This window comes from Natronomonas marina (genome assembly GCF_024298905.1).
GTDB lineage: Archaea > Halobacteriota > Halobacteria > Halobacteriales > Haloarculaceae > Natronomonas > Natronomonas marina.
On the sequence record NZ_CP101154.1, the window covers coordinates 1888859 to 1901416 of the forward strand.

A 12558-nucleotide genomic window follows, 5' to 3' on the forward strand; every position below is an offset into this window, starting at 1 on the left:
CGGGGGTCGCCCGGTCCGGTCTCATCCCTCCTCGGTTCGGCGAATTCGGACGACGTACTCCTCGAACGGATTGCGGTACTGCACGTCGAGTTCCTCGTAGACCGCCGCCGGAATCCCGATGTCCCCGAGCAGGAGGTCGCCCGCGTTCGGTCCCAGCCCCGTCTTCGGGAGCGCCAGCGTCAGCGTCGCGTCGGCTTCGACGGCCGGGCCGGGGACCTCCCCCGTCGTCGCGTTCACGCCGGTCGGCACGTCCAGCGAGACGACCGTCGCTGCGTCGTTGCACGCCACGGCGAGTTCCGCGGCGCGTCCCCGTAGCGCCTCGGTGAGACCGTACCCGACGAGCGCGTCGACGGCGACGACCCCGGCGTCGCGGTCGTCGTCGGCACGCCGGACCGGCACCTCCATCGCGTCCAGAACCCGGTGCTGTGTGGCCGTCGCTCCCGAGAGCGACGCCGGGTCGCGGTCGAGGACGACGGCGACGGGAACGCCGCAGTTGTGGAGGTGGCGAGCGCAGGCGAGACCGCCACCGCCGTTGCCGCCGCCGCCGGCGAAGACGACGACGCGGCGACCCTCGCGGCGCTTTTCGACGACGCCGGCCAGGTTCCGGCCCGCGTTCTCCATCATCGACAGCAGCGGCAGACCGACCGTCTCGGTGGCGACCCGGTCGACGGCACGCATCTCCTCGGCCGTCACCGCCGTCAGTTCGACCCCGCCCGGCGTCTCGAAGGCGTTCGGCTCCACGACCAGTCGGGTCGCCCGCCGGCGTCTTGTATGCTCCGGCGACCCCGACGGGACGGTTCCGCCCGCCCCGGGACTCAGTACGTGATGACCTCGTAGCCGTCTTCGACGAGCGACCGGATGCTGGGGTGGCCACCGTGTTCGTCGAGCGTGACGACTCCGGCGTCGTCGACCGCCTCCTCGACGCCGAAGGCGCCGGAACAGTAGTCACAGACGCCGACATCGTCTCTCACCGCCGCGTAGAGGTCGTGCTGGTCGCTGTCGGGGTCCTCCAGCCGTTCGACCCACTGGGTGCCCGCGCCGTCGAAGATTACCTCGACGTCGTCGCCCGCCTCGACGAACTCCCGGGCCGTCTCGAGACCGTTGACGAGTCGACCGAGGTTCTCGTGGCCGTCGGTTCCTGCCAGGATTACGATTGCAGCTTTCGTCATTGCGACCCCGCGTACGGCCAACCGGGGAATAAAGACGGCCCGGTCGTGCACGGTGGGGACCGAACACCGGAACCGTCGCGGCCCCCGTCAGTGGTGGTGGTCGTGGTCGTCGGGCCGGCTGAACCGACCGGCGAAGGCCCGCTGGACGACCTCCGACAGCGCCGGGTGGACGTGTATCGACGCCCGGATGTCCCGGACGGTGCCCGACCCGGCCGTCATGGCGACGACGACCTCCTCGATCAGGGTCGAGGCGTCGGGTCCGACGATGTGACAGCCGAGGATCCCGCCATCGAGGTCGACGATGACCTTGACGAACCCCTCGACCTTCATCGCGCTGCCGCGGGCGGTCTCCTCGTAGGGGTACGTCCGGGTGGCGTACTGGACGCCGTCGGCCCGCAACTCGGACTCTCGGGCGCCGACGCCGGCGACCTCCGGGGAGGCGAAGACCGCAAAGGGCATCGCCGAGTAGTCGACCGGTTCCATCTCGTCGCCGAAGCAATTCCGGACGACCGCACGGGCCTCGTGGTTGGCGCTGTGTTTCAGCAGGTACTCGCCGACGATGTCGCCGAGCGCCCAGACGCCGTCGGTGGTGGTCCGGAGGTACTCGTCGGTCTCGACGAACCCCTGGGCGTCCGTCTCGACGCCCGCCGCTGCCACGTTCAACGTGTCGGTGTTGGGCACGCGCCCGGCCGCCAGGAGCAACGTATCGCCGGTGACCTCGACGCGGTCGGCCGCCTCGATGTCGCCCCCGCCGGCGGGCGTCCGGACGCTCCCGGCCTCGGCGTAGGGGCGGGCCTCGACGGTCACGGTGTCGCCGGACTGCTCGGCGGCGACCGCCTCGTAGCCCGTATACACGTCGAACCGCTCGGCGTAGCGGTCGGTGAAGGCCGCCGCGACCTCGTCGTCGGCCTCCGGCAGCAGGTCCGGCCGGCGCCCGACGATGGTGACGTCGCTGCCGAAGGTGCCGAAGAAGTGCGCGAGTTCGGCCGCGATGTAGCCGCCGCCGACGACGAGGAGGTGCTCCGGCGGTTCAGTCAGTTGCAGGGCCTCCGTGCTCGTCAGGTAGTCGACCGACCCGATGCCGTCGATGTCGGGGACGGCCGGGCGCGTGCCGGCCGCGACGAGGACGGTCTCGCCGCGAACCCGGGCGCCGTCGTCGGCCCCGCCCGACACCTCGACGGTCCGGTCGTCGACGAAGCGGGCCTCCCCCTCGTAGAGGTCGTGTTTCGGTGACGACTGCAGCCCCCGGCGGATGGAGTCGGCGTCGGCCGAGACCTCCTCGTTGACCTCCCGGACGATGTCGGCGAACTCGACGTCCTCGACCGTCGCGTGGATGCCGAACTCGTCGGCGCGCTCGACGGTCTCCAGCACCTCGGCGTGGTACAGGAGCATCTTCGAGGGGATACAGCCGCGGTTCAGGCAGGTGCCGCCGAGCGGGCCCTTCTCGACGATGGCGACGGATTTCTCGCGGTTGACCGCCGCGTTCGCCACGTCCAGTCCCGACCCCGAACCGACGACGAGGAAGTCGTACTCCTCCATACTCTACCCATTCGCTGCACGGCAATGAAACCACGTTCGCGGTCGTGTGACCGTTCAGCGCGACGACGGCCGAGAGCCGCAGTAACCGCTCGGTAACCGGGTTACCCGTCGCTCTGTTGTACGCTTATTGTGGTCGCCGTCGCAGGGTTACGTATGGTAACTATACTGGTCGCGCGACGCTCCGGGAGGGGTGTCGATGGGTAGTCGCCCGTACCGCCGCGTCCTCGCTGGGGTCCTCGTTGGGTCGGCGCTGGCCGCCGTCGGCGTCGCAAGCGGCACCGTCGGGGCGGGGTCGCTCTCGGCGCCTGCCGTCCAGGTCGCGCTCCCCTTCTCGGCGGCGCAGTTCCTCGACCACTGGTGGATATTCCCGGCCTCGGTCGCCTTCTCCTTCGTCGCTCTCGCGGCCGGCGTCTCGGGGGCGCTGTTCTTCAGCCCCTTCTTCATGCTCGTCGTTGGGCTGACGCCGGCCCAGGCCATCGGCGCGGGACTCCTGACCGAGGTGTTCGGGATGGGCAACGGCCTGGCAAACTACGTCAGACAGGGCGTGGTCGACTACGCGACCGCGAAGTGGCTACTTCTGGGGTCGGTCCCGGCCATCGTCGTCGGCGCCTTCGCCGCCCACCGCGTCGACCCGACGCTCCTGAAACTCGCCTTCGGGGTCGGACTGCTCGCGCTCGGCGGGTTCCTGGCGCTGTACCCCTCGGCGGAGGAGTGCGAACCCGGCGAGAGCGAGGGCGAGTACCTCCGCGAGCGGGCCCAGGGGAACCCCGAGACGGTCGTCGAGGCCGCCGACGGCGAGGTCTACCGGTACACGACGTGCTGGCGGGCCCCGGGCGTCGCGCTGTCGGGACTCGGCGGCTTCGTCACCGGCCTCATCAGCGCGGGTCTCCCCGAAATCGTCACCACACAGCTGGTCGTCCGGTGTCGACTCCCGCCGCGAGTGGCTATCGCGACCAGCGTGTTCGTGCTGGCCATCACCGCCGCCGTCGGCGCGGCCATCCACGCCCTGAGCGCGACGCCCGTCTGGTACGTCGTCGCCTGGTCGGTGCCGGGCGTCCTCGTCGGCGGCACCGTCGGCACCCGCGTCGGGAAGTACCTGCCCGAGGACCTCATGGAGACGGGTCTCGGCGTCGTCTTCGGCGTCGTCGGCGGCATCGTCCTCGCCGTCGAGTTGCTGGCGTAGTCGGGGTTTCGACGAACTCACGGAATTACTTGCCGGTTACGTCGTTACCGGGGGGTTGGCTTAGAGTAAATACGTAGCGAAAGAAACGGTCGGCCGTCACCAATGTCCAACTACAATAGACGAACGCTGCTCCACCTCGGCGGCGTAACGGCCGCCGCGGCACTCGCAGGCTGTTCCGGTGGACAGGACGACCAGGTGAATCCCACCGACACCTCCGGTGACGACCCGACGGCGACCGACGCCGGGGACTCGACGCCGGGCGCCGACGTGCTCGGCGGTCCCGATGACCTCCAGTCCTCGGCGACCGTGGAGGCGCTGTCGCTGGAGGAGGACCGGGGCGCCGGCCAGTTCGTCTTCTCGCCGGCTGTCGCCTGGGTCGAGTCGGGAAGCACGGTCACCTTTGAGGACATCTCCGGCAGCCACTCGGTGACGGCCTACCACTCCGGCAACGACAAGCCGAACCGGGTGCCGTCCGGCGCCGAGGCGTTCGACTCCGGCGTGATGAGCGAGGGCGACACCTTCGAGCACACCGTCTCCGAAACCGGCGTCTACAACTACTACTGCACGCCCCACGAGGGGCTCGGGATGGTCGGGCTCGTCGTCGTCGAGGAGCCGGCCGGCGGCCCCGGAACGGAACCACCGGAGAACCTCGAGAGCTCCTCGGCCGCCGAGAACCTCTCACGGCTGCTGGAGCTGGCCGGCGTCAGCGGCGGGCAGGCCTCGACCGGCTACACCTGGATAGACGCCACCTGGGACTCCTACTGGTACTCCCTGTACAACATGAGTACCAACATCGCGATGAGCGCCAACGGCGTGCTGTTCCCGCACAACGAGCAACAGCAGCAGGCCTTCGAGGAGCGGTTCCCGAAGATGCTCGAGGCTGCCGACACCGACGAACCGCCGGTAAAGAACCCCAACCTCAACATGGCCGCCTTCACCGAGGGCGACCCGGCCTTCACCGAGCAGCCGGTGCTGTCCGGCGAGGACGGTCGGCCCGACGCCTCGACGCTGCAGTGGGATAAATCGAAGTCCTCGGGCGTGGTCAGCCCCTCCTCGCTGGCGTGGACGCACCTGAAGGGCGTCACCTGGGCGAAGAACTTCGAGAACCACTTCGAGGCGCTGCCACCCGAGATGGCCGCGCAGTTCCGCTCGGAGGTGCTGACGACGCTGGCCCAGATCGGCATCCGCGCGACGCTCGTCGCGGGCGGGCCCGAGGGCAACGGCGCTCTCACGAAGGGCGACAGCCTCCGCCTGGTCTCGGGCTTCCGGCCGAGCGAGGGGGCGGTCGTCGACGAGACCTCCCGCCCCCACCACCACGCCGCGATGCTGTGGTTCCTCTCGGATCTGACAAGCCTCGCGCAGGGCGAGTGGTTCGGCTACGTCAATCCCGAGCCGCTCATCCCGCCGGGGAAGATACAGCAACTCACCGACGGGATGGCACAGACGACGATGGGGTTGTTCGGACCGAGCGACATCGTCGGGATGGAGTCGACCCGGAGTCTCGGCCTGATGCTCGGTGCTGTCGGCTGGTACGGCACCCACGCGGGCGACTCCGAACTCGAGGCGCGGGCCGGCGAGTACGCCAACGACCTCGCAGAGGCCGTCGAGTCGAACCTCGCGGGCGACGGCCGCGTCGAGAACGGCGCCGACAACCAGGCGGCGACCCAGGGCGTCGTCGGGCAGGGCCTGCTGTGGGCCTCCGAACTCGACGGGGTCGACCACGCCGACACCGCCGAGTCCGTCCTCGGCTACCTCACCGACGACCTCTGGGACGAGGAGGCCGGCGTCTACGCCTCCGGCACCGGCGACGACACCTACACCATCACGGCCCGGGACGCTGGCGACATCACCGGCGGTATCAATGCCGCGAACTTCCTCCTGGAGATGGACGTCCAGGAGAACTACGCCTCGTTCTTCAACCAGACGTTCAACCGGGGGCGGCTCCAGCGGGCCGAGCGACCACAGTCCCGCGACGAGAGCGCCGAGTACACGCTGCCGCTCCCGCCGGCGGCCGGCGGCGAGTTCGGACAGGCAGCCGTCTACAACGCCGCAGTCGAGTACGACACCGGCGCCGACGAGTGGTCAGTGGCCGACCGCACCTTCGACACAGAAGGGGCGCTGTACCTCGCTAATCAGGACATCTGGATCAGCCACTGGGGTGGGGACTTCTACCAGGGCCGCGGGGTCCCCGGCCGGAGCGACGAGCCGAAATAGCGGCGTCGACAGTGCCGTCCGCCGGTGTTCGTCCGCGATGCCAGACCGACGGGGATTGAAAAAACGAGCACGCGAAGTAACCGGTGATGGGAACGGAGTCGGAGGCCGGAGAAGGTAGACGAGTCTTCGAGGTCGGCTCGAACCTGGCGTCGGCGTTCGCCGAGTTGCTCTCCCAGGAGTTCGAGTTCTCCAGCGGGCACCTGACCGCTGTCCTGAACACCTGCCTCTTTGCGCCCTCGATTCTGACCTTCTGGTTCGTCAACGGCGTCGTCGACTTCTCGACGGCCGTCGTCCTCGGCAGCGTCGGGTCGACGGCCGGCCTCCTCGTCCGCCTCTACGCGTACCTGCTCGTCGTCCCGACGTTCCTCCTGTTGCGAGCGAGTTTCCACCTGGCGCATCCGGTCCACCGCCAGGAGGTGCTCTCGGGGTCCTGTCCGAGCACCCGCCACCTGAGCCTCGACTGGTTCACCGTGGGCATCCTGGCGACCGGGCTACCGCTGGCGCTGCAGGACCTCGGACCCTGGCTCGGTATGAACGCCGTCTTCCTCGTGGGGCTGTTCGTCGCCCCGCGCCCGCTGTCGCGGCGGGCGGGAACCCGGGTCAAGTTCCTCGCCATCCTGGTCGGATCGGGACTCTTCGCCTACGCGAAGTACGGCGGCCTTCTGACGACACTGCCGGCCCCGGCGGCGACCGTCGGTCCCGTGGCGACGCTCTCGCTCACCGAGGCGACGACCGCCTCGCTGATGGCGGTCGTCAACAGCCTCCTCGTCGGCCCGGTGGTCGTCGCGGCCTTCGGCGTCCTGATGAACCGCCTGCTCACCCGCCCGGAACTGACGGACGTTCCGTACGTCCGGCACACGCTGCCCCGGCGCGACCCGGACCGCGTCGTCGTCGTCAGCGCGGCGCTCGGGACGGTGTTCTACCTGCTCGTCGTCGCCGCGGCGACCGGGTCCCTCGTCGTCGTCCCGTAGACGGGCGGTTCAGACAATACCCAGCCCGCCGAGCACGAGTCGGACGCCGACGACCGTCAGGAGACCCAAAACGGCCGCCCGGCGACGGCGCTCGCTCACGGCGTCCCGGAGGCGGCTGCCGACCGCGACGCCGGCGACGGCCGGCAGGGCCGCCGCGGCCGAGGCCAGAAAGACCGTCGCGTTCGGATACAGCCCCAGCGCCCCCGCCGCGAGGACGCGAACGCCGTTGAGACCCAGAAACACCATGGCGACGACGCCGACGAACAGGCCGTGCGAGAGGTCGCAACTGCGGACGTAGGCGATGAACTGGACGCCGACGTTGGTTCCGCCGAAAAGCACCCCCGAGAGGCCGCCAACGGCGACCATCGCGGGCGTCGACTCCACGAAACAGCCCTCCTTGGCCCGTTCCACCCCCGGCACCGTGACCGCTTCCTGGGCGTTGACGACGAAGGCCAGCGAGACGACGCCGAGACCCACCCGGAGCGGCCCGGTCGGGACGACGTCCAGCGCCAGGAGACCGACGACGGTCCCGACCAGCGCCGCCGCCACCAGCGGCCCGAACCGGCGACCGCAGGTCCGCAACTGCGCGACCGAAAGCTCACGGACCAGGGCGAGGTTCACCGAGAGGATGGGGAGAATCATGAACACGACGGCCGTCGCGGGGTCGACGACCGTCGCCAGCGCCATCGTCCCCACGAGAGCGAACCCGAAGCCAGCGACGCCGTTGAGCGCACCAGCGACGAGGACCACGACGAAGACGGCACCGGCCAGAACCGGCGTGAGCGTCGGCGACACGGCCGACGGTTCCGTCCCCGACGGCATAAACCGTCCCTGCCCGTGCGCGACGGGGGCACACCTGTCCGCGCCTCGCTCTCGGGTCGGCGTCGGGGTTACCAACCGCTCACCGACTTACCCCCCGGTTCGGGAGGGCTTATTGATTACCAGGAGTAACCGGAAGGTGTGTGGTGACCAAGTATGACGACGAAATCACTCTGTCCGGACGGCGACTGCCCGACGGTCGGCGTCGACGCGACGCCGCTCGAACGGTTCCGGGACGTCGACACCGGCGACGGCGAGTGGCTGATATACGACCGCGACTGCGAGGGCGCCTGGATACAGTCGGACCTCTACGTGACCCGCGAGGCCAGCGTCTGACGCGCGGTCGTGTGCCGGACATCGGTCGTGGACGGGGGAGCAGCCATAGGTGACTAGACACAACCCAGTGAGGGGAAGTAACTATAAGATCGACGAGGCCGAACCGACGAGCATGAGCAAGCAGCGAAAGGAAGTCTGGTGTGCCGGCGAGGAGTGGTGCCCGATCACCACGACGTCGTCGCTCATCGGCAAGAAGTGGCACCCGGTCATCGTCCACCGCCTCCTGAACAACGGCCCGCTGGGGTTCAACGCGCTGAAGCGGGACGTCGACGGCATCTCGAGCAAGGTGCTGTCGGATTCGCTGGACGACCTGGAGGAAAACGATATCGTCGACCGGGAGATAGTCAACGAGAAGCCGGTCCGCGTCGAGTACTCCCTGACCGAGTTCGGGACGTCGCTGGAACCGGTCATCGTCTCGATGCGCGAGTGGGGCGACGAGTACCTCGCTCCCCCCGCCGAGACGGAGGAGTAGTTCGCTCGCCTCGGACTTTTATACCCGCGAGTCCGTACGGCGTGCCATGAGCGACTGGCAGGACATGATCGTCGGCGACCGGATGACCGTCGACGACGAGTTCTCCACGCAGGTGGACAACTCCCCGTTCTCGCGGCAGGAGTGGGGCCTCATCATGACGGCGACGAGTTTCGAAATCGAGAACCCCGACGACGGCGAGGCCGCCGAACTCGTCGCCGACACTTCCGATTTACCGAGCGTGTTGCCGGAACTGGAGAAGGTCGCAAACATGGGACCGATGGGACAGCCCCAGGAGTCCGACGCCGGCGGTGGTGGCGGCATCGTCGACTCGCTGCTGGACGCACTCGGTATCGGCGACGGCGGCAGCGACGACGGCGTCGAGGAGGAGAAACTCGAGGCGGCCGAGTCGATGGTCGCCGCCTACGCCGACGAACTCCAGGCGCACCTCGAGTCCGACGGCCGCTGGGAGGAGGTCCGGGCCGCGGCGGCCGAAGCCGATCGGGAGTGACTACAGTCGCTCGCGTATCGCAGCGGTGACGTCCTCGGTCGAGGCGTCGCCGCCCAGGTCGGGCGTCCGCGGGCCCTCGGCGAGCACGCCCTCGACGGCACCGCGCACGGCGGCCGCCTCCGCATCGTAGCCGAGGTGTTCCAGCAGCATCGCCCCCGACAGTACCGTCGCCGCGGGGTTTGCGACCCCCTGACCGGCGATGTCCGGCGCCGACCCGTGAACCGGTTCGAACAGCGCGTTCTCCGCGCCGACGTTGGCGCTCGGGAGCAGTCCGAGTCCCCCGACCAGACCGGCCGCGAGGTCCGACAGCATATCGCCGGCCAGGTTCGGACAGATGACGACACCGTACTCCTCGGGCCGGAGGAGGAGGTGCATCGCCAGGGCGTCCATCAGCGCCTCCTCGTAGTCGGCGCCCCGTTCGCCCGCGACGGTCTTCGCAGCGTCGAGGAACTGGCCGTCGGTCGTCCGCATCACGTTGGCCTTGTGGGCTATCGTCACGTCGTCGTAGCCGTTCTCGGCGGCGTACTCGAAGCCGTACTCGGCGATGCGGCGGGAGGCCTCCTCGGTGACGACGCGGGTCAGCGTCGTCACGCCCTCGGCCACCTCCGACTCGATGCCCGAGTAGACGCCCTCGGTGTTCTCCCGGACGAACACGAGGTCCGTCTCCGGGCGCAAGGCGTCGACGCCCGGGTACGCACGGGCAGGCCGGACGTTCGCAAAGGAGCCGACCGCCTCCCGCAGCGGGAGGATGACGTCGGCGGCCGTCTCGCCGGCTGCGCCGAAGAGCGTCGCGTCGGCCTCGCTGGCGCGCCGGTAGGTCTCCTCGGGGAGCGCCTCGCCCGTCTCGCGTTTCACATGATCGCCGGCCTCGGCGTGGAAGAACTCCAGGTCCGCGACGTCGGAGAGGACGTCGACGGCTGCCGGGACGACCTCCTGGCCGATGCCGTCGCCCGGCACGACCAGTACCGACTCAGTCATCGGCGCCGCCCCGTCCTCCCTCGGGCGCGTCGACGTACGGCAGCGACTCGGCGGTCCGCTCGACCGCGTCGGCGTTGGACTTCATCAGCGCCGTCGTGTCCCAGATGCCCTCCACCAGGGCCTTCCGCTGGGCGTCGTCGACCTCGACGTCGACCGTCCGGCCGCCGTAGGTGACCGTCTCGTCGGCGACGTCGACCTCAAGGTCGCCGTCGGGGTTCTCCTCGACCCACTCCTGCAGCGTCTCGACGGTGTCGGCGTCGGCGGTGACCGTCGGGACGCCCAGCGCGAGGCAGTTGCCCGCGAAGATCTCGGCGAAGGACTCCCCGACGATGGCGTCGATACCCCACCGGACCAGCGCCTGCGGCGCGTGCTCCCTCGAGGAGCCACAGCCGAAGTTGGCGTTGACGACCATGACGTTGGCGTCCTGGTACTGCTCCTCGTTGAACGGGTGGTCCTTCTCCGTATCGTCGTCGTGGAACCGCTGGTCGAAGAACGCGAACTCCCCGAGGCCGTCGAAGGTGACGACCTTCATGAACCGCGCGGGGATGATCTGGTCGGTGTCGATGTCGTTTCCGCGCACCGGAATCCCGGTGCCAGCGACGTACTCGACGCTCGGAATGTCGTCCGGCATCTACGCCTCCACCTCCGCCTTCGGCAACTCGCGGACGTCGGTTACCTCGCCGGTGACCGCGGCGGCGGCGACCATCTCGGGACTCATCAGGACGGTCCGGCCGTCCTTCGAGCCCTGCCGGCCGACGAAGTTCCGGTTCGAGGACGAAGCGGACGCCTCGTCGCCCTCCAACTGGTCGTCGTTCATGCCGAGACACATCGAACAGCCGGCGCCGCGCCACTCGAAGCCAGCCTCGCGGAAGATTTCGTCGAGGCCCTCCGCCTCGGCGGCGGCCTTCACGCGCTGGCTACCGGGAACGACCATCGCCCGCACGGAGTCGTCGACCTCGCGGCCGGCGACCACCTCGGCGGCCGCCCGCAGGTCCGGCAGCCGGGCGTTCGTACACGACCCCAAGAACGCGACGTCGATGTCGTAGCCGGCCATCGTCTCGCCGGGTTCGACGCGCATGTGCTCCTGGGCGCGTCGGGCGGTGTCCCGCTTGTCCGCCGGCAGGTCCTCGGGCGCCGGAATCTCCTCGCTGATACCGATGCCCTGACCGGGTGTGGTACCCCAGGTGACCATCGGCTCGATCGCCGACCCGTCGATGGTGACGACGTCGTCGTAGGTGGCGTCGTCGTCCGAGCGGACCGACTCCCAGTAGGGCTTCAGCGCCTCGAAGCGCTCGGGGTCGTCGGCGAAGGCGTCCGTCTCGGCCAGCCACTCGTAGGTCGTCTCGTCGGGGTTGACGTAGCCGGCGCGGGCGCCGCCCTCGATGGACATGTTGCAGATACTCATCCGGCCCTCCATGCCGAGTGACTCGATGGCCTCGCCGGCGTACTCGTAGACGTAGCCGACTCCGCCGTCGGTGCCGAGCCGACGGATGATGGTGAGGATGACGTCCTTCGCGGTGACGCCCTTTCCGAGTTCGCCCGTCACCTCGACCTTCCGGACGTCCTTCTTCTCCATGGCGACGGTCTGGGTTGCCAGCACGTCCCGGATCTGTGAGGTGCCGATGCCGAACGCGAGCGCGCCGAAGGCACCGTGCGTGGAGGTGTGGCTGTCGCCACAGACGATGGTCGTGCCGGGCTGTGTGAGGCCCTGCTCGGGCCCGATGACGTGGACGATGCCCTGGTCGCCCGTCGTCGGGTCGTCCAGTTCGATGCCGGCCGCCCGGACGTTCTCCTCCAGTTCGGCCATCATCTCCTCTGCGGCCTCGTTGTCGTAGGGACGGGAGCGGTCGTCGGTCGGGACGATGTGGTCGACGGTCGCGTGGGTCAGGTCCGGGCGGGCGACCTCGATGTCCCGCTCGCGCAGCATGCCGAACGCCTGCGGACTGGTCACCTCGTGGATGAGGTGCAGGCCGACGAACAGCTGGTCCTGGCCGTTCGGGAGCGTCGTCACCCGGTGGTTCTCCCACACCTTGTCGTACAGCGTCCCCTCACTCATGGCCTGCTCCGCGGTCGTAGGCCGCCTGGGCGCCCTCCGTCTCGCCCGGCGGCTCGTGGGCTACGTCCTCCATGGTCTCCTCGTCGACGTTTCGGCCCTCCTCGTCGTCGGACGCTTTCGCTTCCGACGAGGTTCGGCTCTCGGCGTTCGCCTCACCGCCGTCGGCGGCGACGGTCCGGCCGCGGTCGTAGGTCTGGGTGTCGCCGAAGGCCTCGCCCGTGTAGGGGTTGGTGTGGCTCACCGCCCCCAGCGTCGGTTTGTAGTCGGTGCGGTCGGTCTCGCGTGTGTCCTGGCTCATGGTGTCACTGTCCCG

14 protein-coding genes are annotated in these 12558 nt (G+C 69.3%); 6 read left to right on the top strand and 8 right to left on the bottom strand.

Annotated elements, in window-relative coordinates; all coding sequences use genetic code 11:
• Window positions 1-21 precede the first annotated feature (21 nt).
• From NLF94_RS10135 to NLF94_RS10145, 3 genes are all read right to left on the bottom strand, one after another.
• Window positions 22-741 (bottom strand): NAD(P)H-hydrate epimerase, encoded by a 720-nt coding sequence (locus tag NLF94_RS10135; RefSeq protein ID WP_254841352.1) that lies wholly within the window; start codon window positions 739-741, stop codon window positions 22-24.
• Window positions 742-815: 74 nt separating this feature from the next.
• The gene (locus tag NLF94_RS10140; RefSeq protein WP_254841353.1) at window positions 816-1169 is read right to left on the bottom strand and encodes a DsrE family protein; all 354 of its coding nucleotides are present in this window, start codon (window positions 1167-1169) and stop codon (window positions 816-818) included.
• An 87-nt stretch (window positions 1170-1256) separates the two neighbouring features.
• Window positions 1257-2708: a dihydrolipoyl dehydrogenase gene (locus NLF94_RS10145; protein ID WP_254841354.1), complete on the bottom strand. Its 1452-nt coding sequence runs from the start codon at window positions 2706-2708 to the stop codon at window positions 1257-1259.
• A gap of 196 nt (window positions 2709-2904) precedes the next feature.
• Between NLF94_RS10145 and NLF94_RS10150 the strand changes: the two genes are divergently transcribed.
• From NLF94_RS10150 to NLF94_RS10160, 3 genes are all read left to right on the top strand, one after another.
• A complete protein-coding gene (locus NLF94_RS10150; protein ID WP_254841355.1) occupies window positions 2905-3891 on the top strand; it encodes a sulfite exporter TauE/SafE family protein in 987 nt (328 codons plus the stop codon).
• 102 nt (window positions 3892-3993) lie between these two features.
• Window positions 3994-6105: a plastocyanin/azurin family copper-binding protein gene (locus NLF94_RS10155; RefSeq protein ID WP_254841356.1), complete on the top strand. Its 2112-nt coding sequence runs from the start codon at window positions 3994-3996 to the stop codon at window positions 6103-6105.
• A gap of 86 nt (window positions 6106-6191) precedes the next feature.
• Complete coding sequence (locus tag NLF94_RS10160) at window positions 6192-7076, top strand: hypothetical protein (protein WP_254841357.1); 885 nt, start codon at window positions 6192-6194, stop codon at window positions 7074-7076.
• A gap of 9 nt (window positions 7077-7085) precedes the next feature.
• Here NLF94_RS10160 and NLF94_RS10165 read toward each other — a convergent pair whose 3' ends face one another.
• Window positions 7086-7871, bottom strand: coding sequence for a sulfite exporter TauE/SafE family protein (locus NLF94_RS10165; protein ID WP_254841358.1), 786 nt, complete (start codon window positions 7869-7871; stop codon window positions 7086-7088).
• A gap of 180 nt (window positions 7872-8051) precedes the next feature.
• Here NLF94_RS10165 and NLF94_RS10170 point away from each other — a divergent pair, with 180 nt between their 5' ends.
• The 3 genes from NLF94_RS10170 to NLF94_RS10180 all read left to right on the top strand — a co-directional run bounded on the left by NLF94_RS10170 (window position 8052) and on the right by NLF94_RS10180 (window position 9211).
• Entirely contained in the window at window positions 8052-8231 is a 180-nt protein-coding gene (locus NLF94_RS10170; RefSeq protein ID WP_254841359.1) for a hypothetical protein, read from the top strand.
• A 112-nt stretch (window positions 8232-8343) separates the two neighbouring features.
• Window positions 8344-8703 carry a winged helix-turn-helix transcriptional regulator gene (locus tag NLF94_RS10175; RefSeq protein ID WP_254841360.1) on the top strand — a complete coding sequence of 120 codons (360 nt, stop codon included), beginning with the start codon at window positions 8344-8346 and terminating at the stop codon, window positions 8701-8703.
• 46 nt (window positions 8704-8749) lie between these two features.
• Window positions 8750-9211: a DUF5799 family protein gene (locus NLF94_RS10180; protein ID WP_254841361.1), complete on the top strand. Its 462-nt coding sequence runs from the start codon at window positions 8750-8752 to the stop codon at window positions 9209-9211.
• On the opposite strand, the gene NLF94_RS10185 is transcribed toward NLF94_RS10180, so the two are convergent.
• From NLF94_RS10185 to NLF94_RS10200, 4 genes are read right to left on the bottom strand one after another with little or no spacing between them, the layout of a single operon-like run.
• Window positions 9212-10189: an isocitrate/isopropylmalate family dehydrogenase gene (locus NLF94_RS10185; protein WP_254841362.1), complete on the bottom strand. Its 978-nt coding sequence runs from the start codon at window positions 10187-10189 to the stop codon at window positions 9212-9214.
• Window positions 10182-10820 carry a 3-isopropylmalate dehydratase small subunit gene (gene leuD / locus NLF94_RS10190; protein WP_254841363.1) on the bottom strand — a complete coding sequence of 213 codons (639 nt, stop codon included), beginning with the start codon at window positions 10818-10820 and terminating at the stop codon, window positions 10182-10184. The genes NLF94_RS10185 and leuD overlap by 8 nt, the downstream gene beginning before the upstream one ends.
• Window positions 10821-12245 carry a 3-isopropylmalate dehydratase large subunit gene (gene leuC / locus NLF94_RS10195; protein WP_254841364.1) on the bottom strand — a complete coding sequence of 475 codons (1425 nt, stop codon included), beginning with the start codon at window positions 12243-12245 and terminating at the stop codon, window positions 10821-10823. It abuts the gene before it with no gap.
• On the bottom strand, window positions 12238-12543 hold the full coding sequence (locus tag NLF94_RS10200; RefSeq protein WP_254841365.1) for a DUF7989 family protein: 306 nt from the start codon (window positions 12541-12543) through the stop codon (window positions 12238-12240). Before NLF94_RS10200 ends, leuC begins: the two co-directional genes overlap by 8 nt.
• Between the last annotated feature and the right edge of the window lie 15 nt (window positions 12544-12558).